Below are 20,330 nucleotides of genomic sequence, written 5' to 3'. Positions count from 1 at the left end.
CGCATGAAGACCTGCCTGATCGTCGATGATTCGAAGGTGATCCGAAAGGTCGCCCGCCACATTCTCGAGACGCTGGACTTCACCGTCAGCGAGGCGGTGGACGGTCGCGACGCGCTGACGCAATGCCGCGCCAGCACGCCGGACGTCATCCTGCTCGACTGGAACATGCCGGTGATGAGCGGGATCGAGTTCCTGCGCGCGCTGGGCACCGAGCCGCTGACGCACCGGCCCAAGGTGGTGTTCTGCACCACGGAGAACGGCATGGCGCACATCCGCACCGCGATCGAGGCGGGTGCGGACGAATATGTGATGAAGCCCTTCGATCGCGAGACGCTGCAGAGCAAGTTGCAGATCGTCGGCGTCGCCTGAACGCCCATGCGCCGGCTGCACGCCACGCCTGATCCGGCGCCGCGCGTGCTGATCGTCGACGATTCGGCCGTGGCACGCGCCGTGCTCGCCCGCTTCGTCACGGCCAGCGGGCGCTACGCCATCGCCGCGGCGGTGGCGGACGCCGACGCCGCGCTCGCCTTCCTGGCGCGCGAGCGGGTCGACGTCGTTCTGCTCGACCTGGAACTGCCGCGCACCAGCGGGATCGAGGCGCTGCCCGCGCTGCTGGCCGCGGGACAGGGCGCGCGCGTGCTGGTCGTCTCCGGCTCGGCGGCGGAAGGTGCCGCGGTGACGATGCGCGCGCTGGCGCTGGGCGCCGCGGACACGCTGGTGAAGCCTGCCGCCAACGCCTTCGCCTCGCGCTTCGGCGACGTCCTGATCGCGCGGCTCGACCTTCTGACGGCACCGGGAGCGGACGCCCGCGCGCCGGCCGCACGCCCGCGTGCGCCCGCCGCCACCTTCGACGTGATCGCGATCGGCGCCTCCACCGGCGGCATCCACGCGCTGGCGGGTTTGCTGGGTGCGATCCCGGCGACGCTGACGCAGCCGATCCTCATTACGCAGCATCTGCCCGCGTCCTTCTCCCCCTTCTTCGCGGCGCAGGTGGCGCTGTCGGCGCGCCGCCCGTGCGAGGTGGCGCAGGACCGCGTTCGCGTCCGTCCCGGCCACGTGCTGGTGGCGCCCGGCGACTCGCACATGGTGACGGTGTCGCTGGGCGAGGGCACCGCCGCCACGCGCCTGTCGCGCGAGCCGTCGCCCACCGGCAACCTGCCCAGCGTCGATCCGATGTTCGCCAGTCTGGCCGCAGCCTACGGCCCACGCGTGCTCGCGATCGTGCTGAGCGGGATGGGCCGCGACGGACTGGAGGGCGCGCGCGCCGTGCGCGCCGCGGGGGGCACCGTGGTGGTGCAGGACGCCGAGAGTTCGGTCGTGTGGGGAATGCCGGGGGCGGTCGCCGCCGCCGGGCTCGCCAATGCGGTGCTGTCGCCCGCGGAGATCGGGGCCTGGGCGGGAACGGCCGCGTGAGCGCGCCAATGCACCTGCCGCCGCGTCCCGGCGCCCGACCGGATCGCGCCGGACAGGCGTTCGCGCGGCTGCTGGAGGCGCGCACGGGTCAGCGGCTGGCGGCGGATCGCGCCTGGCGCGTCGACACCGCCATTCGCCCGCTGCTCGCGCGGATGGGGCTGTCGCACGCCGACGAATTGGCCGCACGACTGACGGAGACGCGCGATACCATGCTGGAGGAACGGGTGGTCGACGCGCTGCTGAACCAGGAAACCTCCTTCTTCCGCGACGCGGGGGTGATCGAGGGCGCGGTGGAGGCGGTGCGCCTCGCCACCGCGGGGCGGCGCCCGCGCATCTGGAGCGCGGCCTGCGCCACCGGGCAGGAGCCGCTGTCGCTCGCCATGCTGTTCGCCGAGGCGGGCGGGCCGATGCCGGAGATCACCGCCACCGACGTGTCGGCCGGCGCCATCGCCCGCGCGCGCGCCGGCGTCTACTCGCAGTTCGAGGTGCAGCGCGGCCTGCCAATCCGCCGCCTGATGCGCTGGTTCGCCGGGGAGGGCGACCGCTGGACCGTGGCGACCGAGCTGACCGACGCCATCGCCTGGTACCGCCACAATCTGGTCGCCGACCCGATGCCGGGGGGCGGGTTCGACCTGATCCTGTGCCGCAACGTCCTGTTCTATCTCGCGCCCGACCTGCGCGAGCAGGTGCTGGCGCGGCTCGCCAAGGCGCTGCGGCCCGACGGCCTGCTCCTCCTCGGCGCGGGGGAGACAGTGATCGGCCAGTCGGACCTCCTCGTCCCCAGCATGCGCGCGCGCGGCTTCTACGAGCGGGTCGACCGCGCCGCCGCCGCGTCGCGACGGGTTTACAGCCGCGCCTGAGCACCCCAACGGGGAAGGCGTGAGCCACCGCCCTCCCACCCACGCCTTCGGCGCGCGCGACCTGGCGGTCGTGCTGGCGATGAACCTGTTGTGGGGGTTCAACATCATCGCCGTGAAGACCGCGGTGGAGGCGATGCCGCCGATGACCGCGGGGCTGCTGCGCCAGCTGGTCGTGTTCCTCGTCTGCGCCGCGGCGCTGCGCATCGTGCCGGGACGGATGCGCGCGCTGATCGCGCTGGGCATCCTGTCGGGCGGGTTGTTCTACGTCGCGATCAACCTGAGCCTCGCCGTCGCCGACAATGTCGGTGCGCTGGCCATCGCCGGGCAGCTGGGCGTGCCCTTCTCGCTGCTGCTCGCCATCGTCGTGCTGCGGGAGCGGATCCACTGGCCGCGGATGATGGGCATCCTGCTCGCCTTCGTCGGCGTCGGCCTGCTCGCCTTCGATCCCGCCGCCGCGCGCGAGGGGCCGGGACTGGCGCTGACGGCGGTGGCGAGCTTCATCTGGGCGATCTGCTCGCTGATCCAGCGGCGGCTGATCGGCGTGCCCGTGCTGACCATCTACGCCTGGGTCGGTTTGATGGGAACGCTGGTGATGGGCGCGGTGGCGGCGGTGTTCGAGCCGCATGGGCTGGCCGCGCTGCCGCGGCTGCCGGTGTCGGTCCTCGGCCCCATCGCCTTCTCCGCGATCGGCAGCACGGTGATGGGGCAGGGGGCGATGGTGTGGCTGCTGCAGCGGCACCCGGTCTCGACGGTGACGCCGCTGACGCTGGCGGCGCCGGTGGTATCCGTCTTCGCCGCGGCCTATTGGTTCGGCACGCCGCCGACCTGGCCCATGCTGCTGGGCGGCGCGGTGGCGATGCTGGGGGTGGCGATCGTGACGGTACGGACGGCCAAGGCGCAGGAAGGCACGGGGCGGCGGGCGGCATGAGGTTCGTCGACTGGCCGTCGCCCAATTTCAACGACCGCGCGCTGCCGGTCACGATGATCGTGCTCCACTATACCGGCATGGAGAGCGCGCAGGTCGCGCTCGACCGGCTGCGCGATCCGCTGGCGGAGGTGTCGAGCCACTATGTCGTCGACGAGGACGGCACCACCTATCGCCTGGTCGACGAGGAGAAGCGCGCCTGGCACGCCGGCCGATCGCACTGGCGCGAGTGCGAGGACGTGAACAGCGCGTCCATCGGCATCGAGATCGTGAATCCCGGCCACGAGCACGGTTATCGCCCGTTTCCCGACGCGCAGGTCGACGCCGTCGTGCGGCTGGTGGCGGAGGTGAAGGACCGGCACGAGATCACGCGCGGTAACGTCGTCGGCCATTCCGACGTGGCGCCCGCGCGCAAGCGCGACCCCGGCGAGCTGTTCCCCTGGCAACGCCTCGCCCGCCTGCGCCTCGCGCTGCCGCGGCCGACGAAGAACCTGATGGATCCGATGTGGGGACACGCGGCCTTCTGCCTGGCGCTGGAACGGTTCGGCTATGACGTGACCGATCCGATGGCGGCGATTATGGCCTTTCAGCGGCGCTTCCGGCCCGAGATGATCGATGGCGAAATGGATGCGGAATGCCGAATGATCCTGCTGGCACTGCTCTTGCCGCGACCGCAGGGGGATGATTAGATCGCGGCCATGACCGTCGTCGCCGCCGTCTTCGTCGCGATCATGGGCATCATTGCCTGTCGCGCGAATGCCCGGCTCGCGGGCGAGTCGCGGCTGCCCATGCAATGGTGGTTCACGGGCGAGGTGACGTGGAGCGCTCCGCGCCCGGTCGCGCTGGCGTTCTGCCCGGCGCTCGCCGGCATCGTGCTGGGAAGCCAGGTCGTGCTCGCCGCCAACGTCGCGCCGCGACCGGAGCAGGAGGATCTCGTGCTTCCCGCCCTGATCGCCACCGGCGTTCTGTTCGTGGCGATCCAGCTCCTCCACCTGTGGCTGATCGCGCGGACGCTCCGCCGCGGCATCCGCTAGCCGCCCTTCCGCTCGCCGCCGCTCCCCGCTACAGCCGCCTTCGCCGGAAGGCCGGGCGGCCGCGTCGTGATTCGTCACGCCGAGGAAAGTCCGGGCTCCACGAAACGACGGTGGCGGGTAACGCCCGCCGGCCGCGGCCTCGCGCCGCGGTTAGGGAAAGTGCCACAGAGAGCAGACCGCCACGGCCTCGGCCAGGCAAGGGTGAAAGGGTGCGGCAAGAGCGCACCGCGCGGCCGGTAACGGTCGCGGCACGGCAAACCCCACCGGGAGCAAGACCGAATAGGGACGCCGCATGGGTGTGTTTCCACCCGGCGTCCGGGTTGGTCGCTTGAGCGCGTCGGCAACGGCGCGCCTAGAGGAATGGTCGCCCATCCGGCCTTCGCGCCGGTGGACAGAACCCGGCTTACAGGCCTTCCGGCATCCGCTCCCCTTCCGCCCCGCGCGCGGGAGGGGGAGTTTGCAGCGCGGCAACGCTTCCCTATGTGCAGGGCACATGGCGCATCGACCCACCCGATCCAACGACTGGGGCTTTCCCCGCTGGCGCGCATACGGCGCCGAGCGCGAGGCGGTGAAGGTGCGGCTGTGCGACCGTCACGGCTGTACCGAGCGCGGGGACTGTCCCGCGCCCAAGTCGCCAAACTCGCCCGACCGCTGGTACTTCTGCCAGGCGCACGCCGCCGAGTACAACCGCGGCTGGAACTACTTCGAAGGCCTGTCCGCGGAAGAGGCGGCGGAGCGCGAGGCGGACGAGCGGCGCGACGCGTCGGGCTTCACGCAGTCGCGTCACCAGGCGTGGGCGGGCCCCGGAGACGGTACGCGCAGCCGGGACGAGATGCGCGCGCTGGAGGTGCTGGAGCTGGAGGCGGACGCGACCTTCGACGAGGCGAAGATCGCGTGGCGCCGCCTTGCCAAGGCGAACCATCCCGACGTGCGCCCCGGCGACGCCGCCGCGGCGGACCGTTTCCGCGCGATCCAGGCGGCGTGGGACGTGATCCGCACCGCCGAGGATGCGCGGCAGTGGAAGCCGCGGAGCGATCCGGCGTGAAGGATGCGGTCGCGGCGCGATGGTCGGGCGCGGTGCTGGTCTGCGGCAAATGTTCGAAGAAGGTCGACGGCGGCTTCGGCGCGAAGGGCAAGCGCGCGCTGGCCAAGGCGCTGCGCGACCAGCCTGGCTTCGGCAAGGGGCGCAAGGCTGCGATCGGCGTGGTCGAGACCCGCTGCCTCGGCATCTGTCCGCGCGACGCGGTGGTGCTGGTCGACACCAGGGTGCCGGGACGCTGGCGTCTGGTACGGCCCGGCGCGAACGTCGAGGCGGTGGCGGAGACGCTGCGCTCCCTCTCGTCACGCCGCGTCGATCCCGGCGTGACGTAATCAGGCGTAGCGCGCCGCCGTTTCGCGGATCAGCGCGATCATGTTGGGGATGCCCTGCGTCCGATTGGAGCTGAGCTGCGCCTTCAGCGCGAACGGTGCGAGTTCCGCCTCGACATCGGTCGCCAGGATCTGCGCGGCGGTGCGGTCCTGCACGGTCAGCAGCACCAGCGCGATGATGCCCTTCGTGATGTGCGCATTGCTGTCCGCGAGGAAGTGGAGCCGTCCGTCGTCGCGGATCGTCGGATACACCCACACCGACGCGGAGCACCCGCGCACCAGCGTCGCCTCGGTCTTCAGCGCCTCCGGCATCGGCTCCAGCCCGCGGCCTAGATCGACGAGGAGGCGATAGCGGTCGTCGCCTTCGAGGAACTCGTATTCGTCGCGGATGTCGGCCAGGGTCGTCATGACCGCGGGCGGTAGCAGAGGGCAGGGTGAGGCTCCAGCGTCACCACTTCCTGCCTCGTCATGCCGGGCTCGTCCCGGCATCCACCGACCTGCTGGAGCAATGCCCGCGAACGCGCGGCTCGGTGGGCCCGGGGACAGGCCCGGAGTGACGTCTCGCCTACAGGTCCACCCCGCTGGCGATCGCCTCCAGCTTGCGGATGCGCTCCTTCAGGTCGGCGATCTCGATCCGCGCGCTGGCGGAGGGCGCGACGGGGGCGGCGTGGTGCAGGTCGCCTTCCAGCCGCAACTGCTGCTGCTTGAGCTGAAGCCATCCGCGCCAGCCGTTCAACGCGGCGAAGGTGAGCATCGCCAGACCCGCGAGCGCCGCGACCGCGGTGGTGAGATAGACGTTCGGATCGGACATCGGATCGCCTCCTGTCGTCGGGGTCAGCGGTCGCGCAGCCGCTCGATCTGGCGTTCCAGATCGGCGCTGCCGCCGTGTTGGTCGGTGATGACGCGCTCGAGCACCTGGATGCGCTCGCGCAGCTGCTTGATCTCCTCGCCCTGCGCCGGGTTGTCGGCGCCGAAGACGGGTTGGGGCGGATGGCCGGCGCGCCCGATCGCGCGATGCTTCTCGCGGCTTACCCGCCCGATCGTGACGATCATCACGATCATGACCACCATGAAGGCTACGGACCACGGCACGTCGATTACTCCTGTCGAAGGCGTCAGTTGAGCGGCCGGGTGGCCGCGTTATCCGCGGGGAGGGTGCGCAGGCTCTCGATCTCGTCCGCCAGCGCCACGCCCTTGTCGGTCGCGATCCGCTCCAGCACGCGCACCCGCTGCTCCAGCCGCTCGGTATGCGCGGCATATTGCGCCGCCTTCTCCGCCGTCTGGGCGTTCAGGGCCTCGGCCATCCGTTCCTTGTGCTTGAGCCAGCGCTTGAACATGTCGCCGCCGACGCCGAGGATCACCGGCAGGCCCACGACGATCATGAAGAACAGCAGGAAGGTGGACTTTTCCATCGTTGGTGCTCCTCAGTTCGCCGGGCCGCGCAACGCGTCGATCTCGTGGCTGAGGCGCAACGAGCCGTCGGTGACGATCCGCTCCACGTTCTGCAGCCGGTCCTTGACCGAGCCGAGCTCCGCGCGGAGCTGCGCATTCTCCTGGCTCAGCAGCGTGATGCGCTGCGCCTGCTCCTCGTTGCGCTGCGGGTGGATCGCCTTGCCCCAGCTGTTCTCCAGCGGGTAGCCGTTGCGGATGCGCAGCCAGGTGCTGAACACCGATCCGCCCACGCCCATCGCCACGATCAGCGCGGCGATCGGCAGGATGAAGCGGAGAAGTTCGAAGACGCCGGGTTCCATGTCGTTGCTCCCCTTTTTTCTTTTCGTCAGCGATCGCGCAGCGCGTCGATCTCTCGGGCAGTGCGCGTGGCGGGATCGGTGGCGATCCGCTCCAGCACCGCGATCCGCTCCTCCAGGCGGCTGACCTGGCCGGACAGCCGCTCGTTCTCGCTGGACAGCAGCCGGACGTGGCGGTCGTGCTCCGCATCGTCCTTCTTCAGGTTGCGGCCCCAATCGTCGCTGATCGGATAGCCGTGCCGGGCGCGGATGAAGTTGTTGATGATCCATGCGGTCATGCAGATGGCGATGATCGCGATCACGAAATTGGGACCGTGCATCGGTAGTGACCCTTTCTTCCGACCTCCGTTCGCCCTGAGCGAAGTCGAAGGGCAGGTGCTTAGGCTTCGACTTCGCTCGGCCCGAACGGAGCATGGTGCTTGCGTTCCGACCGACTGCGCCGCTCAGCGCAGGCTCTCGATCTCGTTGGCGAGCGCGGTGTTGCGGCTCGTATAGTGCAGCTCGATGTCGGCGAGGCGACGGTCCAGCTCGCGGAACTTGCTGCGCACCTCGGCGGTGGAGCGCGTCGGGTTGGAGCGCACGCCCTGCCAGAACTTCTGGTCCTCGCGGTCCTGGTACAGGTCGATCGGCTTGGCTTCCGCCATCCAGGCGATCAGCGCATAGGCGACCAGCGTCCACGGGAACCCGCCGGCCAGCGTCAGCAGGATCATCGCGATGCGAACCCAGATGACTTCGATCCCGGTATAGTCGGCGATTCCGGCGCAGACGCCCTTCCACTTGGCGTTCTGCTTGTCGAGGTAGAACTTGGTACGGCTGCCGGACATCAGTTCCTCCTGTCGGAAAGCGGGCGGTCGAGGTAGGGGCGCCGCGCGCCCTGCGGATCTTCGAGACGATAGTCGGGCTGCTGCCGGTAGTCGGCGATGCCGGGGCGGAAGTCGGGATTGTCGGCGGCGACGATGCGCTCCACCGTGTTCACCCGCTCCTCCAGCCGGCGGGCCAGATTGTACATCTCGTCCAGCAGCCGCTCGTCCTCGCTGGTCATCTTCGGTGCGGTCTTCCACTTGGTGACGTAGTGGAAGATCAGCCACGGCAAGCCGATGAAGATGGAGACGATGGCGATCAGCGGTACGAAAACATCCTCCATGCTCACTGATCCTTCTTCATGCGCGCGCGCAGCGCTTCCAGCTCGGCATCGATCTTGTCGGCGGAGCGCAGCTCGTTGAATTCGTCCTCCAGACTCTTCGGCGCGAGACCCATCGCCTCGGCGCGGCCTTCCGCCTCGTCGGCGCGGCGCTCCAGGGCCTCGAACCGGCTGAAGGCGTCGTGGGTGCGCGGGCCGTTCCACATCTCGCGCAGGCGGGCCTTGGTGTTCGCGCTCTCCATCCGCGTGGCGATGGCGTTCTGCTTCGCGCGGGCCTCGCGCAGCTTGTTCTGCAGCTTGGCGATATCCTCCTCGGACCCGCGCAGCGCGTCGTCCAGAACCGCCACTTCCTCGCGCAACTGCGTGCCCATCTCGGCGGCCTTGCCCCGCTCGATCAGCGCGGCCTTGGCCAGGTCCTCGCGGTCCTTGGAGAGGGCGAGCTCCGCCTTCTCCGTCCAGCTCGCTTCCAGCTCGGCCAGCTTGGCGATGTGGCGACGCATTTCCTTCTGGTCCGCGATCGTCCGCGCGGCGGAGGCGCGGACTTCGACCAGCGTCTCCTCCATTTCCATGATGATGATGCGCACGGTCTTCGCCGGGTCGTCCGCCTTGTCGAGCAGTTCGGCCATGTTGGCGGCGACGATGTCGCGGGTGCGGGAGAAAATGCCCATCTGCGTGAAACTCTCCAAAAGCGGGCCCTTTCTATCGTTCTACGACGGGGCGGGGGAGGGGTCGATCCCCCACCCCGTCGCTCGCGGATCAGGCGATCGCCTGAACCGCGGGGGTGCGATCGGCCAGCTGCGTCGCCGGGCCGACCGTGCCGAGCAGCAGCGTGGCGCTGGCGAGCAGGGTGAGGGCGACGGCGGCGATCTTGCTGGTGAAGGTGGTGGTCATGGCGTGTCTCCGTTCGATCCTGTGGTCACCGTCTGGCGGTGTTGCCGAGGACTTTGCAGCCGGCGTGCCAATTTCGAAGAATGGCGGAAAAGCTGGGGTTTTTGGCCCGGAGCGTACGATTACAAGAATAAACGCTTGCCATCGGTTGGCGGATGGCGCCAGATATTGGCGATGCAGCGCAAGACCCAGGTCATCGGCCAATCCGGCGCCTTCCTCGACGCACTCGAGCGGGCGAGTCGCGCCGCCGCGCTCGACCGCCCGGTGCTGGTCATCGGCGAACGCGGTACCGGCAAGGAGCTGGTGGCGGAGCGGCTGCACCATCTGTCGCCGCGCTGGGACCAGCCGCTGGTCGTCATGAACTGCGCCGCGCTGCCGGAAACGCTGATCGAGGCCGAGCTGTTCGGGCACGAGGCGGGCGCCTTCACCGGCGCGACCAAGGCGCGGGCGGGCCGGTTCGAGGAGGCGGACGGCGGCACGCTGTTCCTCGACGAGCTGGGCACGCTGTCGATGGGGGCGCAGGAGCGGCTGCTGCGCGCGGTGGAATATGGCGAGGTCACGCGCATCGGCGCCTCCCGCCCGATCCAAGTCGACGTGCGTATCGTCGCGGCGACGAACGAGCATCTGCCCGACAAGGTCGACCGGCACGAGTTCCGCGCCGACCTGCTCGACCGGCTGTCCTTCGAGGTGGTCACGCTGCCCCCGCTGCGCGCCCGGCGCAGCGACATCGCGGTGCTGGCGGACCATTTCGGTCGGCGCATGGCAGCGGAGATGGGGTGGGACGCCTGGCCCGGCTTCGGCCCTGCGGCGGCGCAATCGATGCAGGACTATCGCTGGCCCGGCAACGTGCGCGAGCTGCGCAACGTCGTCGAGCGCGCGGTCTATCGCTGGGAGAAGGGCGGCGCGATCGACGCGGTCGAGTTCGATCCCTTCCAGTCGCCCTATCGACCGCGGTCGGCGCCCACCGGTACGGGAGCGGGCGTCGCCGCGTCCGCCCCGACCGCCCCGCTGGCGGAGGAGGATCGCGACGACGAGCCCGTCGTCGCTTGCGAGGAGGGGCCGAGCGACTTCAAGGCGCGCGTCGCCCGGTTCGAGCGCGAGCTGCTGGCGTCCGCGCTGGCGGAGAACCGCTTCAACCAGCGCGCCACCGCCGACGCGCTGGGCCTGTCCTACGACCAGTTGCGCCACGCGCTGCGGCGCCACGACCTGATCGGCGCGACGGCATGACCGGAGCGGGGGCGTGACGGGAACGGTGGCGTAACGAGGCGGGAGCGATTACGCGCGGTCGGCGTTACCTCGATCAACCCGAAAACGGAGGATCCCATGGCGTTCGAACTGCCCCCGCTGCCTTACGATTACGACGCGCTGGAGCCGGTCATCTCCAAGGAGACGATGACCTTCCACCACGACAAGCATCACGCCGCCTACACCGCCAAGCTGAACGAGGGCGTCGCCGCCGATCCGAAGCTGGAGGGCAAGTCGATCGAGGAGATCCTCGGTCAGATCTCCTCGCTTCCTGCGCTCGTCCGCAACAACGGCGGCGGCTATTGGAACCACGATTTCTTCTGGAAGATCATGGGGCCGAAGGGGTCCACCCAGCCGTCCGGCGCCCTGAAGGAGGCGATCGACGCCTATGGCGGGCTCGACAAGCTGAAGGAGGATTTCAACACCAAGGGCGCGAGCCAGTTCGGCTCGGGCTGGGCGTGGGTCATCAAGGATGCGTCGGGCGCGTTGAAGGTGACGTCGACGCCCAACCAGGACAATCCGCTGATGGACGACGCCAAGGACAAGGGCACGCCGATCCTGGGCAACGACGTGTGGGAACACGCCTATTACCTGACGTACAAGAACGACCGCCCCGGCTATCTGAAGGCGTGGTGGGACGTGGTGAACTGGGACGAGGCCGGCCGCCGCTTCGACGCGGCCTGACCCGACCGACCGATGCGAGAGGGGCCTGGGAGACCGGGCCCCATTTTCTTGCGCCCGGCATGGCGCGCCGCTCGTTGTCGTCGCTTGAACCCGGATCGAGGAGAAAGAGCGTGGCCGACGACAGCAACAAGGCGGATGGGCCGCCAGCCGATACCGACAACACGGTTGGCGGTGCGCAGGGTGGCGGCGATGCCACGGGCTCGGGCAACATCCTCGCCGGGGTGCAGGAGAAGGACGGGTCCGCGAAGGACAACGGGGAAGAACGTCGGGAGGACTGAGGGGGATCACCCCTCCGGCGGCACCTGCGGCGTGTCGTCACCCAGCTTCAGTCCATGCCGCATCAGCATCGGCACGTTCGCGACGGCGAAGAGAAAGGTGGCGGGGATGACCACCCATACCTTGTAGATCGCCCACAGATCCCAGCCCTTCGTCTCGCCGAACGCCGCCGCCCCGCCGCGCCACACCGCCTCGTTCAACACCGCCATGATCGCGAAGAACGCGGCCCAGTTCACCGTCAGCTTGCACCAGCCGGCAGGGGACAGCCCCGGATAGACCGTGCCAAGCAGCTGCTCCAGCAGCGGGCGCCCGGTCGCCAGGCCGAAGGCGAGCGTGGCGGACATCAGCACGTAGACGATCGTCGGCTTCATCTGGATGAAGCGGGGATCGCGGAAATACATGGTCAGCCCGCCGAAGACGATCACCAGCCCGGCAGAGATCAGCAGCATCGGCGGCACGCGATCCAGCTTCGCGCGGGCGACGACGATCGCCACGCCGCTCGCCAGGACGAAAACGGCGGTGGCGACGATCACCCGCGCCATCAGCAGCGCCTCCAGCCGACCCATGCCCGACAGGGTGGAGGTGAGGGCATCGACGATCCGGCGCGCCATCTCCGCCGGCAGCAGGAAATTGACGGCGAAGAACAGCGCCAGCGGGCCGTAGTCGACCAGGGCGCGGGTGCGGCCGTCGTGTTTGGTGGTGGTCGTCATGCGCGATCGTTCTCAAGCATTGTTCTTCCATCCCGGCGCACGCCGGGTCCAGTATCGGTGTCAGCGCGAGATGCGGCAAGCTCCCGCAACTGGACCTCCGTGGGCGCCGGGGTGGACGGCAGCGCCCTACTTCCGCTCCGTATCCACGCCGGCGATGATCCGGCTGACCTCGCGCGCATCGAAGGGGCGCAGGTCGCCCATCTGCTCGCCGACGCCGATCGCGTGGATCGGCAGTGCGTAGCGTTCCGCCGCCGCGACCAGCACGCCGCCGCGCGCCGTGCCGTCCAGCTTGGTCATGACGAGGCCGGTGACGCCTGCCACCTCCTTGAACACCTCGATCTGCGACAGCGCGTTCTGCCCCGTGGTGGCATCCAGCACCAGCAGCACGTCGTGCGGCGCGGCGGGGTTCAGCCGGCCGAGCACGCGGCGGATCTTCGCCAGTTCGTCCATCAACTCGCGCTTGTTCTGCAATCGTCCGGCGGTGTCGACGATCAGCACGTCCGTGCCGATCGCGGTCGCCTGCTTCACCGCATCCCAGACGATGCCCGCCGCGTCGCCGCCCTCCGGCCCGGTGACGATGGGCACGCCGATCCGCTCCGCCCAGGTCTTCAGCTGGCCGATCGCGGCGGCGCGGAAGGTGTCGCCGGCGGCCAGCATGACGGCGTAATCCTGTTCGAGGAACAGGTGCGCCAGCTTGGCGATGGTCGTGGTCTTGCCCGATCCGTTGACGCCGATGACCAGGATCACCTGCGGGCGCGGAAAGGCGTCGATCTCGATCGGCCGCGCGACCTGCGCCAGCACCGACTCCACTTCCTCGGCGACGACCAGGCGGATGCCCAGCTCCTCCATGTCGCGCTCGAACGTGCCCTCGGACAGGCGATGGCGGACGCGGCCGGCGGTCTCCGGCCCCAGGTCCGACGCGATCAGCGCCTCCTCGATCTCGTCCAGCGTGCCCTCGTCGAGCCGCGCGCCGCCCAGCCCGGCGAGGTTGCCGACCAGGCGGTCGGAGGTGCGGCGGAAGCCGCCGAGCAGCTTCTCGTGCCAGCTGTTGCTCATGATGCGTGTCCGATGAGATGGGTGTCGGTGGCGGCGGTGATGTGGAGCGTCATCAGCTCCCCGACCTCCGCTCGCCCTGAGCGCAGTCGAAGGGCAGCCGGGGCGCCCGGGCTTCGATGGCGCTCAGGGCGAACGACGGGAAAAGGCTCGCGGTCGAAGCGCACCTCCGCGAACCCCGGCGCGTGGCCGCGGTCGCCGGGCTTCTCGATCAGCACCGCCTGCCGCGTGCCGACCAGCCCCACCAGCCACGCCGCCTTGCGACGGGCCGATGCGTCCCGCAGCCGCTCGGCCCGCTCCTTCGCCACCAGCGGCGCGACCTGCGGCATCCGGGCGGCGGGGGTGCCGGCGCGCGGGGAATAGGGAAAGACGTGGGCGTGGACGATGTCGCACGTGTCCACCGCGGCCAGCGTCTCGGCGAACATCGCCTCGCTTTCGGTCGGAAAGCCCGCGATCAGGTCCGCGCCGATGGCGATGTCCGCTCGCGCCGCCTTCAGCCGCGCGACCAGCCGCACCGCATCGGCGCGCGAGTGGCGGCGTTTCATTCGCTTCAGGATCAGGTCGTCCCCCGCCTGGAGCGAGAGGTGGACGTGCGGCATCACGCGCGGCTCCTGCGTCAGCAGCGCGAACAAACGATCGTCGACCTCGGCCGGATCGATCGATGACAGGCGCAGCCGCTCCAGCGCGGGCACCTGCGCCAACAGCGCCTCCACCAGCGCGGCGAGCGGCGCGTCACCGTCGCGAAAGCTTGTCAGGTCGACCCCGCTCAACACCACCTCGCGCGCGCCCGCCTCCACCAGCGCCGCGATGCGCGGCACCGCCTGCGCGATCGGCTCCGACCGGCTCGCACCGCGCCCGGCGGGGATGGCGCAAAAGGTGCAGGCATGGTCGCACCCGGTCTGCACCGCCACGAAGCCGCGGGTATGCGCGCGCGGCTGCGCCATGTTGCCGGGGCGGCCCCAGCTCGACGGCAGCAGCTTCGCCGCATTGGGGACGATCCGGTCCACCTCGGGCATCGCGGCGAAGGCGGCGCGATCCATGTCGGACGCGCAGCCGGTGACGATCAGCTCCGCCGCAGGCCGCGCGCGACGCAGCCGGCGGATGGCGGCGCGCGTGTCCTTCACCGCGCGGTTGGTGACCCCGCAGCCGTTCACCACCGCCACGTCGCGCCCCGCGGCGAGCGCGCGGATCGTTTCGCTCTCGGCGATGTTGAGGCGGCAGCCGAGGGTGACCACCTCGGGCTGGGGAAGCGACGGCATGGCGGGCGATCTAGTTACGACAGAGGGCGAAGTCGACTCCGCCGCGGGTGAGGTGCTGGACTTCTGGTTCGCCCTGTCGACGGAGCAGCGGTTCGCGAAGGACGCGGCGCTGGATCGCGAGATCGGCGAGCGCTTCGCCGCGCTGCGCGACCGCGTGGCCGCGACCGGCGCCGCGGGCTGGCGTGACGATCCGCGCACGCTGCTGGCCGCGATCATCCTGCTCGACCAGTTCTCGCGCAACTTGTTCCGCGGGCAGGCGGCGGCGTTCGCGGCCGACCCGCTGGCGCGGCGGCTGACCGCGGAGGCGCTGGCGAAGGGGTGGGACGCGGGGCTGACCAACGAGGAGCGCGTGTTCCTCTACATGCCCATGATGCATGGCGAGGATGCCGAGTCGCAGCGGCGCAGCGTGGAACTGTTCACCGCGCTGGGCGAGGAGGAGAACCGCAAGTTCGCCGTGGATCATGCCGAGGTGTTCGCGCGCTTCGGCCGCTTTCCGTCGCGCAACGCGGCGCTGGGGCGGGAGACAACGGCGGAGGAGCGGGCGTACCTCGATGCGGGTGGGGGCTGGTAGGTGCACGCGAAGCCGCGAAGACGCGAACGGGTTGCGGTTCACGCGGAGGCGCGGAGACGCGGAGATTCGCGCTCGCGGTGATGTCCCGAGCCGCCATCGGCGGCTCCATGACGCCGTGCCGACACGATTCTGTCTCGCTGACGCGAGACGATCCCGCGAGCGCTACCCCCTCCGCGTCTCCGCGTCTCCGCGCCTCCGCGTGAACAACACTTCTTCTTCGCGGCTTCGCGCCTTCGGGTGAACCCACACTTGCCCAATTGCGCCTGATCCGCTAACCGACCGCCGACGTTCCTCCGTTGAACGCATGTGACAAGCGCCCATGTGGTGCACGCTGGCCGGCGAGGTTTCGCCCGCCGGCGTTTCTTGCGTTCGGCGGCGGATGGGAAGGATTGTGGATGTTCGATAGCCTGAGCGATCGTCTTGGCGGTGTGTTCGACCGGTTGCGTGGCCGTGGCGCGCTGACCGAGGCGGACGTGCGCCAGGCGATGCGCGAGGTGCGCGTCGCACTGCTGGAGGCCGACGTCGCGCTGCCGGTCGCGCGCGACTTCGTCGAGAAGGCGACGGAGAAGGCGATCGGGCAGAACGTCCTGCGCTCGGTCACGCCCGGGCAGCAGGTCGTCAAGATCGTCAACGACGCGCTGGTCGAGATGCTGGGCGGCGACGATGCCGAGGGCGCGACGCTCCAGCTGGACGTGGCGCCGCCCGCGATCGTGATGATGGTCGGCCTACAGGGCTCGGGCAAGACGACGACCACCGCGAAGATCGCACGCCGCCTGTCCAAGGGCGGCGGCATGACCGGCGAGAAGCCGCGCCGCGTGCTGATGGCCTCGCTCGACGTCAATCGCCCGGCCGCGCAGGAGCAGCTGGCGACGCTGGGCACCCAGGTGGAGGTCGCGACGCTGCCGATCGTCGCCGGCCAGCAGCCGGTCGATATCGCGCGGCGCGCAGTGCAGGCCGCGAAGCTGCAGGGCTTCGACGTGCTGATGCTCGACACCGCGGGCCGGCTGCACGTCGACAGCGCGCTGATGGACGAGATGCGCGCCGTGGCCGACGTGGCGCGGCCGCAGGAGATCCTGCTGGTCGTCGACGCGCTGACCGGGCAGGACGCGGTCAACGTCGCCACCAATTTCTCCGAACAGGTGCCGCTGACCGGCGTCGTGCTGACGCGGATGGACGGCGACGCACGCGGCGGTGCCGCGCTGTCGATGCGCGCCGTCACCGGCAAGCCGATCAAGTTCGCGGGCGTCGGCGAGAAGCTGGACGCGCTGGAGGCGTTTCAGCCGAGCCGCGTCGCCGGCCGCATCCTGGGCATGGGCGACGTCGTCAGCCTGGTGGAGAAGGCGGCCGAGGCGATCCAGCAGGAGGATGCCGAGCGCATGGCCTCCCGCCTGGCGCAGGGGAAGTTCGACATGAACGACCTGCGCGCGCAGCTGGGGCAGATGCGCCGCATGGGCGGGCTGGGCGCGCTCGCCGGCATGATCCCGGGCATGAAGAAGGCGCAGGCGGCGATGGCGTCGGGCGCGGTGGACGAGAAGATCCTGCTGCGCATGGACGCCATGATTACGTCGATGACGCCCAAGGAGCGCGCCAAGCCTGAGCTCATCAACGCCAAGCGCAAGATCCGCATCGCCAAGGGCAGCGGCACGACCGTGCAGGACGTGAACAAGCTGATGAAGATGCACCTCGAAATGTCCACCGCCATGAAGAAGATCAAGAAGATGGGCGGGTTGAAGGGCATGATGGCGATGCTGGGCAAGGGCGGCGGCATGGCCGGGCTCGGCAACGCGCTGGGCGGGCCGGAACTGGGCGACATGCTGGGCAAGGCGGCGCCGGGCGGCTCCCTGGGCGGGATGCCGGGATTGCCCGGCGGGATGCCGGGCCTGCCCGGTCCGCCGGGGTTCAAGTTCAAGAAGTGATCGTCGCCCCTGCGGAGGCAGGGGCCCATGTCTCCCATCCACGGGCGGCGCCGATCGTTGAAGCAGAGATGGGCCCCTGCCTCCGCAGGGGCGACGGATTGAAGGCAAGGAAGTTACCCATGGCACTCAGCATTCGCCTGTCGCGTGGCGGCTCGAAGAAGCGTCCCTATTACCGCATCGTCGTCGCCGACGCGCGTTCCCCCCGCGACGGCAAGTTCATCGAGCGGATCGGCAGCTACAACCCGCTGCTGGGCAAGGAAGACGAGAAGCGCGTGGTGCTGGATTCGGAGCGCGCGTCGCACTGGCTGAGCGTGGGTGCGCAGCCGACGGATCGCGTCGCCCGCTTCCTCGACAAGGCCGGGGTGAAGGAGCGCGCCGCGCGCAACAACCCGCAGAAGGCCGAGCCGGGCGAGAAGGCCAAGGAGCGCGCCGAGGAGCGTGCCGAGAAGCTGAAGGCGCAGCAGGAGGCCGAGGCCGAGGCGGCGAACGCGCCGGCAGCCGAGGCCGAGGCTCCCGCGACCGAGACCGCGGAGTAAGGCACCGGAGCGGCCATCGTGCGTTGCCCTTCGCTTACGTGAAGGAGCGCACGATGACCGCCATGGTACCTGATCCCGATCCCCGCACCGCACCCGATGACGACGAGGACGCCACCCAGCCCCCCGCCGACAACCGCGGGGTCTCGACCCAGGAACCCGCCGAAGGGAGCGACGACGCCCCCGCCGGCGGACCGGGCTCGCCCGACGCCTGACGTGCCGGCCGGCGCCGCGGTGCTCGCCGCGGTGACCGGCGCGCACGGCGTCGGCGGCGAGGTGCGGCTGAAGGTGTTCGCCGACGACTTGGGCGCGCACCGCGTGCTCAACGGCGGGGCGCTGACGCTCGCCGGCCTGCGCGACGGCACGATCGCGCGCCTCGCCGAAGTGCGCGACCGGTCCGCGGCGGAGGGCCTGCGCGGCACCCTGCTGTGGGTACCGCGCGAGGCGCTGCCCCCCCTCGACGAGGGCGAATATTACCATGCCGACCTGATCGGCCTCGCCGCCGTCAGTACGACGGGCGAGGCGGTCGGCACCGTTGTCGCGGTCGAGAACTTCGGCGCCGGCGATGTGGTCGAGATCGAGCGCGCTCCGGTCGATGGACGGGCGGGCAAGCGCGTGATGGTGCCCATGCACGCGGTGCCGGACTGGGGCGACGGGCGGCTGACCGTGGAGGCGGCGTTCGTCGAAGAGTGACGGGCGTCGGGGAGTGATGGATGGGGCGGTCAGTCCGGCTGGCCGCGCACCACCTCCACCACCCGGTCGCCGGGCGCGAGGCGCTCCGCCTCGTCATCCCAGAACCCGTAGACGTGGTCGCCGCGCTGCACGCGCAGGCCCTTGCCGGTGGCGATGCCGGACAGCGGCCGACCCACCTCGTCCGGCGTCACCTCCCGCTCGCGCAGCGCCACCCGGCCGCTGGCGGCGGCCAGGTCGGCGAGATAGTCGGCGATCGCCGGACCATGGGTCGATCCCGCCAGCAGCAGCCCGGCGAAGCTGGTCGGATTGATGACGGTGTCGGCGCCCGCCTGGTGCGCCAGCGGCTCGTTGTCGTGCGATCGGATGCTGACGCTGATCGGCACGTGCGGAGCCATGCGGCGCGCCGTCAGCACGATCAGGATCGACGTGTCGTCGCGACCGGCCGCGACGATGATGGCACGCGCCCGCGGCGCCTTCACCGCCTCCAGCGTGGCGTCGCGCGTGGCGTCGGCCGCGAGGACCGCCACGCCCAGCTCCTCCGCCTCGCGCAGGTCGTCCTCGTTCAGGTCGATCGCGACGATGCAGGCGGGGTCCGCGCCGCGACGGATCAGCTCCTTCACCGCGCCCGCGCCGCTGCGGCCGAACCCGGCGACGACCACGTGGTCTTGCAGCCGGTCCTGGATCAGAGACATGCGCCACTTCTCCCAAATGCGCTTCAGCAGGAAATCGTACGCGGTGCCGAGGAAGATCAGCCACACGAACAGCCGGATCGGCGTGACGACGAAGGTGTCGAACAGCCGCGCCTGCGGCGTCACCGGGATGATGTCGCCGTAGCCGACCGTCGTCACCGTGATCATGGTGAAGTACAGCACGTCGACGAAGCTGATATGGCCATCGACATTGTCGCGCAGGCCATCGCGGTCGAACCAATGCACCGCCAGCGCGATGCCGATCAGGACGAAGACCAGCACGGCGCGCCACAGCAGCGCCACCCACACCGGGATGCCCGCCCGCCGGTGCAGCCGCAGCCGATCGCCGGCGCGGGCCGCGCGGCGGCGAGGGCGCGTGCGCCTCACCGCCGCAGCGGTGCGCGGTCGGCGAGCGTGTTGCGGATGGTGGTGGCGGCGACGCCGGCCTCGCCCATCGCATGGCTGATCTGATCGAGCCCCTTCACCACGTCCCCCGCCGCGAACAGCCCCGGTATAGACGTCCGCTGGTGGTCGTCCACCTCCAGGCAGCCTTCCGCCGTCGCCCGCGCGCCGGCGGCGACGGCGAGCTCGGAGCGGATGCGCGAGCCCAGCGCGGGGTAGACGCTGTCGAACGCCATCCGCCCCGCCGCGGTATCCAGCGCCAGCCGGCCATCCTCGATCGCGAAGCCGCCGCACGGCCCCTCGACGCGCGCGATCCCGGCGGCATCGAGCGCGCGTGCGCAGGCGTCGTCGAGGTCGTGGACCGCGGCGGGGGAGACCAGCGTCACGTCGCGCGTGTAGCCGCGCAGGAACAGCGCCTCGCGCATGCCGTGATCGCCCGTGCCGACGACGCCGACGCGCTTGTCGGTCACTTCATAGCCGTCGCAGATGGGGCAATAGCGCAGCAGCCCGGCGGCCAGTGCGCGGTCGTGCAGCGCGGCGTCCATGTCGGGCCGGTGGTTCACGACGCCGGTGGCGAGCAGGACGGTGCGCGCGCGCCACTCGCCATGATCGGTGCGCACGCCGAAGTCGTCGCCGTCGCGCGCCAGGGCGGTGACCTCCACCGCCTCGCGCCGCGCGCCGTAGCGTTCCGCCTGCGCCAGCATCAGCGCGAGCAGGTCCTTACCGGCGATGCCGTCCGGGTACCCGGCATGGTTGTGCGTGCACGGGATCGTCGCGGCGCGGCTGGAGCCGCAGTCGAACAGCCGGATCGAGAGGTGGAAGCGCGCGAGATAGATCGCCGCGGTCAACCCCGCCGGCCCCGCGCCGATGATGATGCAGTCGTCGGTTTCCATGGGCGCGCAACACGATGGGGCCGGCGGCG

At 70.3% G+C, this 20,330-nt stretch carries 31 protein-coding genes and 1 other RNA gene; 17 read left to right on the top strand and 15 right to left on the bottom strand.

Features of this window, described 5'->3' with window-relative positions:
- Positions 1-3: 3 nt before the first annotated feature.
- From HBH26_RS12805 to HBH26_RS12765, 9 genes are all read left to right on the top strand, one after another.
- Complete coding sequence (locus HBH26_RS12805) at positions 4-369, top strand: response regulator (protein ID WP_168135020.1); 366 nt, start codon at positions 4-6, stop codon at positions 367-369.
- Positions 370-375: 6 nt separating this feature from the next.
- On the top strand, positions 376-1,413 hold the full coding sequence (locus HBH26_RS12800; RefSeq protein ID WP_168135019.1) for a chemotaxis protein CheB: 1,038 nt from the start codon (positions 376-378) through the stop codon (positions 1,411-1,413).
- A complete protein-coding gene (locus HBH26_RS12795; protein WP_338057361.1) occupies positions 1,410-2,273 on the top strand; it encodes a CheR family methyltransferase in 864 nt (287 codons plus the stop codon). Before HBH26_RS12800 ends, HBH26_RS12795 begins: the two co-directional genes overlap by 4 nt.
- A gap of 19 nt (positions 2,274-2,292) precedes the next feature.
- Positions 2,293-3,201, top strand: coding sequence for a DMT family transporter (locus HBH26_RS12790; protein WP_338057360.1), 909 nt, complete (start codon positions 2,293-2,295; stop codon positions 3,199-3,201).
- Complete coding sequence (locus HBH26_RS12785; RefSeq protein ID WP_168135018.1) at positions 3,198-3,887, top strand: N-acetylmuramoyl-L-alanine amidase; 690 nt, start codon at positions 3,198-3,200, stop codon at positions 3,885-3,887. Before HBH26_RS12790 ends, HBH26_RS12785 begins: the two co-directional genes overlap by 4 nt.
- 9 nt (positions 3,888-3,896) lie before the next feature.
- Positions 3,897-4,232, top strand: a complete 336-nt coding sequence (locus tag HBH26_RS12780) for a hypothetical protein (RefSeq protein WP_168135017.1) — start codon at positions 3,897-3,899, stop codon at positions 4,230-4,232.
- 43 nt (positions 4,233-4,275) lie between these two features.
- Positions 4,276-4,654, top strand: an RNA gene (gene rnpB / locus HBH26_RS12775) — RNase P RNA component class A.
- Positions 4,655-4,725: 71 nt separating this feature from the next.
- A complete protein-coding gene (locus HBH26_RS12770; protein ID WP_168135016.1) occupies positions 4,726-5,277 on the top strand; it encodes a J domain-containing protein in 552 nt (183 codons plus the stop codon).
- On the top strand, positions 5,274-5,603 hold the full coding sequence (locus tag HBH26_RS12765; protein WP_168135015.1) for a (2Fe-2S) ferredoxin domain-containing protein: 330 nt from the start codon (positions 5,274-5,276) through the stop codon (positions 5,601-5,603). The genes HBH26_RS12770 and HBH26_RS12765 overlap by 4 nt, the downstream gene beginning before the upstream one ends.
- Here the strand turns inward: HBH26_RS12765 and HBH26_RS12760 are convergent, their stop codons facing one another.
- The 10 genes from HBH26_RS12760 to HBH26_RS21055 all read right to left on the bottom strand — a co-directional run bounded on the left by HBH26_RS12760 (position 5,604) and on the right by HBH26_RS21055 (position 9,380).
- Complete coding sequence (locus tag HBH26_RS12760) at positions 5,604-6,008, bottom strand: SufE family protein (RefSeq protein ID WP_168135014.1); 405 nt, start codon at positions 6,006-6,008, stop codon at positions 5,604-5,606.
- A gap of 157 nt (positions 6,009-6,165) precedes the next feature.
- The gene (locus tag HBH26_RS12755) at positions 6,166-6,411 is read right to left on the bottom strand and encodes a hypothetical protein (protein WP_168135013.1); all 246 of its coding nucleotides are present in this window, start codon (positions 6,409-6,411) and stop codon (positions 6,166-6,168) included.
- Positions 6,412-6,434: 23 nt separating this feature from the next.
- The gene (locus HBH26_RS12750; RefSeq protein WP_338057359.1) at positions 6,435-6,692 is read right to left on the bottom strand and encodes a hypothetical protein; all 258 of its coding nucleotides are present in this window, start codon (positions 6,690-6,692) and stop codon (positions 6,435-6,437) included.
- A gap of 23 nt (positions 6,693-6,715) precedes the next feature.
- Complete coding sequence (locus HBH26_RS12745) at positions 6,716-7,012, bottom strand: hypothetical protein (protein WP_168135012.1); 297 nt, start codon at positions 7,010-7,012, stop codon at positions 6,716-6,718.
- A gap of 12 nt (positions 7,013-7,024) precedes the next feature.
- Positions 7,025-7,351, bottom strand: a complete 327-nt coding sequence (locus tag HBH26_RS12740) for a hypothetical protein (RefSeq protein WP_168135011.1) — start codon at positions 7,349-7,351, stop codon at positions 7,025-7,027.
- 26 nt (positions 7,352-7,377) lie between these two features.
- Complete coding sequence (locus tag HBH26_RS12735) at positions 7,378-7,668, bottom strand: hypothetical protein (RefSeq protein WP_168135010.1); 291 nt, start codon at positions 7,666-7,668, stop codon at positions 7,378-7,380.
- A gap of 123 nt (positions 7,669-7,791) precedes the next feature.
- Positions 7,792-8,172 carry an envelope stress response membrane protein PspC gene (gene pspC, locus HBH26_RS12730; protein WP_168135009.1) on the bottom strand — a complete coding sequence of 127 codons (381 nt, stop codon included), beginning with the start codon at positions 8,170-8,172 and terminating at the stop codon, positions 7,792-7,794.
- On the bottom strand, positions 8,172-8,492 hold the full coding sequence (gene pspB, locus HBH26_RS12725; RefSeq protein WP_168135008.1) for an envelope stress response membrane protein PspB: 321 nt from the start codon (positions 8,490-8,492) through the stop codon (positions 8,172-8,174). Before pspB ends, pspC begins: the two co-directional genes overlap by 1 nt.
- Positions 8,493-8,494: 2 nt before the next feature.
- Positions 8,495-9,157 (bottom strand): phage shock protein PspA, encoded by a 663-nt coding sequence (gene pspA / locus HBH26_RS12720; protein ID WP_168135007.1) that lies wholly within the window; start codon positions 9,155-9,157, stop codon positions 8,495-8,497.
- 88 nt (positions 9,158-9,245) lie between these two features.
- Positions 9,246-9,380: a hypothetical protein gene (locus tag HBH26_RS21055; RefSeq protein ID WP_275402966.1), complete on the bottom strand. Its 135-nt coding sequence runs from the start codon at positions 9,378-9,380 to the stop codon at positions 9,246-9,248.
- A 171-nt stretch (positions 9,381-9,551) separates the two neighbouring features.
- On the opposite strand from HBH26_RS21055, the gene pspF reads away from it, so the two are divergent.
- The 3 genes from pspF to HBH26_RS12705 all read left to right on the top strand — a co-directional run bounded on the left by pspF (position 9,552) and on the right by HBH26_RS12705 (position 11,584).
- Complete coding sequence (pspF, locus tag HBH26_RS12715) at positions 9,552-10,604, top strand: phage shock protein operon transcriptional activator (RefSeq protein WP_168135006.1); 1,053 nt, start codon at positions 9,552-9,554, stop codon at positions 10,602-10,604.
- A 96-nt stretch (positions 10,605-10,700) separates the two neighbouring features.
- Positions 10,701-11,306, top strand: a complete 606-nt coding sequence (locus tag HBH26_RS12710) for a superoxide dismutase (RefSeq protein WP_168135005.1) — start codon at positions 10,701-10,703, stop codon at positions 11,304-11,306.
- Between the two features lie 110 nt (positions 11,307-11,416).
- The gene (locus tag HBH26_RS12705) at positions 11,417-11,584 is read left to right on the top strand and encodes a hypothetical protein (protein WP_168135004.1); all 168 of its coding nucleotides are present in this window, start codon (positions 11,417-11,419) and stop codon (positions 11,582-11,584) included.
- A gap of 6 nt (positions 11,585-11,590) precedes the next feature.
- Here HBH26_RS12705 and HBH26_RS12700 read toward each other — a convergent pair whose 3' ends face one another.
- From HBH26_RS12700 to HBH26_RS12690, 3 genes are all read right to left on the bottom strand, one after another.
- Positions 11,591-12,292, bottom strand: a complete 702-nt coding sequence (locus HBH26_RS12700; protein ID WP_168135003.1) for an inner membrane-spanning protein YciB — start codon at positions 12,290-12,292, stop codon at positions 11,591-11,593.
- A 126-nt stretch (positions 12,293-12,418) separates the two neighbouring features.
- Positions 12,419-13,348, bottom strand: a complete 930-nt coding sequence (ftsY, locus tag HBH26_RS12695; RefSeq protein ID WP_168135002.1) for a signal recognition particle-docking protein FtsY — start codon at positions 13,346-13,348, stop codon at positions 12,419-12,421.
- Positions 13,345-14,604 carry a MiaB/RimO family radical SAM methylthiotransferase gene (locus HBH26_RS12690; protein ID WP_168135001.1) on the bottom strand — a complete coding sequence of 420 codons (1,260 nt, stop codon included), beginning with the start codon at positions 14,602-14,604 and terminating at the stop codon, positions 13,345-13,347. Before HBH26_RS12690 ends, ftsY begins: the two co-directional genes overlap by 4 nt.
- Between HBH26_RS12690 and HBH26_RS12685 the strand changes: the two genes are divergently transcribed.
- From HBH26_RS12685 to rimM, 5 genes are all read left to right on the top strand, one after another.
- Complete coding sequence (locus HBH26_RS12685) at positions 14,603-15,175, top strand: DUF924 family protein (protein WP_168135000.1); 573 nt, start codon at positions 14,603-14,605, stop codon at positions 15,173-15,175. The two genes, HBH26_RS12690 and HBH26_RS12685, sit on opposite strands and share 2 nt — an antisense overlap.
- A 395-nt stretch (positions 15,176-15,570) precedes the next feature.
- Entirely contained in the window at positions 15,571-17,091 is a 1,521-nt protein-coding gene (ffh, locus tag HBH26_RS12680; RefSeq protein ID WP_168134999.1) for a signal recognition particle protein, read from the top strand.
- 119 nt (positions 17,092-17,210) lie between these two features.
- Positions 17,211-17,627, top strand: coding sequence for a 30S ribosomal protein S16 (gene rpsP, locus HBH26_RS12675; protein WP_168134998.1), 417 nt, complete (start codon positions 17,211-17,213; stop codon positions 17,625-17,627).
- Positions 17,628-17,680: 53 nt separating this feature from the next.
- Positions 17,681-17,839, top strand: coding sequence for a hypothetical protein (locus tag HBH26_RS20755; RefSeq protein WP_239024772.1), 159 nt, complete (start codon positions 17,681-17,683; stop codon positions 17,837-17,839).
- Position 17,840: 1 nt separating this feature from the next.
- Positions 17,841-18,317: a ribosome maturation factor RimM gene (gene rimM, locus HBH26_RS12670; RefSeq protein WP_338057357.1), complete on the top strand. Its 477-nt coding sequence runs from the start codon at positions 17,841-17,843 to the stop codon at positions 18,315-18,317.
- Between the two features lie 29 nt (positions 18,318-18,346).
- On the opposite strand, the gene HBH26_RS12665 is transcribed toward rimM, so the two are convergent.
- Positions 18,347-19,393, bottom strand: coding sequence for an NAD-binding protein (locus HBH26_RS12665; RefSeq protein ID WP_168134996.1), 1,047 nt, complete (start codon positions 19,391-19,393; stop codon positions 18,347-18,349).
- A complete protein-coding gene (locus HBH26_RS12660; RefSeq protein WP_168134995.1) occupies positions 19,390-20,301 on the bottom strand; it encodes an NAD(P)/FAD-dependent oxidoreductase in 912 nt (303 codons plus the stop codon). Before HBH26_RS12660 ends, HBH26_RS12665 begins: the two co-directional genes overlap by 4 nt.
- Positions 20,302-20,330: the final 29 nt, after the last annotated feature.

It is taken from the genome of Sphingomonas corticis, from assembly GCF_012035195.1.
In the GTDB taxonomy this organism is placed as follows: Bacteria; Pseudomonadota; Alphaproteobacteria; order Sphingomonadales; family Sphingomonadaceae; genus Sphingomonas; species Sphingomonas corticis.
This window is presented reverse-complemented; position numbering and strand designations above follow the sequence as displayed.

What these genes read in the sequence shown, in the direction of transcription:
- HBH26_RS12805 (WP_168135020.1), top strand. Translation starts at nt 4, where the DNA reads ATGAAGACCTGCCTGATCGTCGATGATTCGAAGGTGATCCGAAAGGTC.
- HBH26_RS12800 (WP_168135019.1), top strand. Translation starts at nt 376, where the DNA reads ATGCGCCGGCTGCACGCCACGCCTGATCCGGCGCCGCGCGTGCTGATC.
- HBH26_RS12785 (WP_168135018.1), top strand. Translation starts at nt 3,198, where the DNA reads ATGAGGTTCGTCGACTGGCCGTCGCCCAATTTCAACGACCGCGCGCTG.
- HBH26_RS12780 (WP_168135017.1), top strand. Translation starts at nt 3,897, where the DNA reads ATGACCGTCGTCGCCGCCGTCTTCGTCGCGATCATGGGCATCATTGCC.
- HBH26_RS12770 (WP_168135016.1), top strand. Translation starts at nt 4,726, where the DNA reads ATGGCGCATCGACCCACCCGATCCAACGACTGGGGCTTTCCCCGCTGG.
- HBH26_RS12760 (WP_168135014.1), bottom strand. Translation starts at nt 6,008, where the DNA reads ATGACGACCCTGGCCGACATCCGCGACGAATACGAGTTCCTCGAAGGC.
- HBH26_RS12755 (WP_168135013.1), bottom strand. Translation starts at nt 6,411, where the DNA reads ATGTCCGATCCGAACGTCTATCTCACCACCGCGGTCGCGGCGCTCGCG.
- HBH26_RS12745 (WP_168135012.1), bottom strand. Translation starts at nt 7,012, where the DNA reads ATGGAAAAGTCCACCTTCCTGCTGTTCTTCATGATCGTCGTGGGCCTG.
- HBH26_RS12740 (WP_168135011.1), bottom strand. Translation starts at nt 7,351, where the DNA reads ATGGAACCCGGCGTCTTCGAACTTCTCCGCTTCATCCTGCCGATCGCC.
- HBH26_RS12735 (WP_168135010.1), bottom strand. Translation starts at nt 7,668, where the DNA reads ATGCACGGTCCCAATTTCGTGATCGCGATCATCGCCATCTGCATGACC.
- pspC (WP_168135009.1), bottom strand. Translation starts at nt 8,172, where the DNA reads ATGTCCGGCAGCCGTACCAAGTTCTACCTCGACAAGCAGAACGCCAAG.
- pspB (WP_168135008.1), bottom strand. Translation starts at nt 8,492, where the DNA reads ATGGAGGATGTTTTCGTACCGCTGATCGCCATCGTCTCCATCTTCATC.
- pspA (WP_168135007.1), bottom strand. Translation starts at nt 9,157, where the DNA reads ATGGGCATTTTCTCCCGCACCCGCGACATCGTCGCCGCCAACATGGCC.
- HBH26_RS21055 (WP_275402966.1), bottom strand. Translation starts at nt 9,380, where the DNA reads ATGACCACCACCTTCACCAGCAAGATCGCCGCCGTCGCCCTCACCCTG.
- pspF (WP_168135006.1), top strand. Translation starts at nt 9,552, where the DNA reads ATGCAGCGCAAGACCCAGGTCATCGGCCAATCCGGCGCCTTCCTCGAC.
- HBH26_RS12710 (WP_168135005.1), top strand. Translation starts at nt 10,701, where the DNA reads ATGGCGTTCGAACTGCCCCCGCTGCCTTACGATTACGACGCGCTGGAG.
- HBH26_RS12700 (WP_168135003.1), bottom strand. Translation starts at nt 12,292, where the DNA reads ATGACGACCACCACCAAACACGACGGCCGCACCCGCGCCCTGGTCGAC.
- ftsY (WP_168135002.1), bottom strand. Translation starts at nt 13,348, where the DNA reads ATGAGCAACAGCTGGCACGAGAAGCTGCTCGGCGGCTTCCGCCGCACC.
- HBH26_RS12685 (WP_168135000.1), top strand. Translation starts at nt 14,603, where the DNA reads ATGGCGGGCGATCTAGTTACGACAGAGGGCGAAGTCGACTCCGCCGCG.
- HBH26_RS12690 (WP_168135001.1), bottom strand. Translation starts at nt 14,604, where the DNA reads ATGCCGTCGCTTCCCCAGCCCGAGGTGGTCACCCTCGGCTGCCGCCTC.
- ffh (WP_168134999.1), top strand. Translation starts at nt 15,571, where the DNA reads ATGTTCGATAGCCTGAGCGATCGTCTTGGCGGTGTGTTCGACCGGTTG.
- rpsP (WP_168134998.1), top strand. Translation starts at nt 17,211, where the DNA reads ATGGCACTCAGCATTCGCCTGTCGCGTGGCGGCTCGAAGAAGCGTCCC.
- HBH26_RS20755 (WP_239024772.1), top strand. Translation starts at nt 17,681, where the DNA reads ATGACCGCCATGGTACCTGATCCCGATCCCCGCACCGCACCCGATGAC.
- HBH26_RS12660 (WP_168134995.1), bottom strand. Translation starts at nt 20,301, where the DNA reads ATGGAAACCGACGACTGCATCATCATCGGCGCGGGGCCGGCGGGGTTG.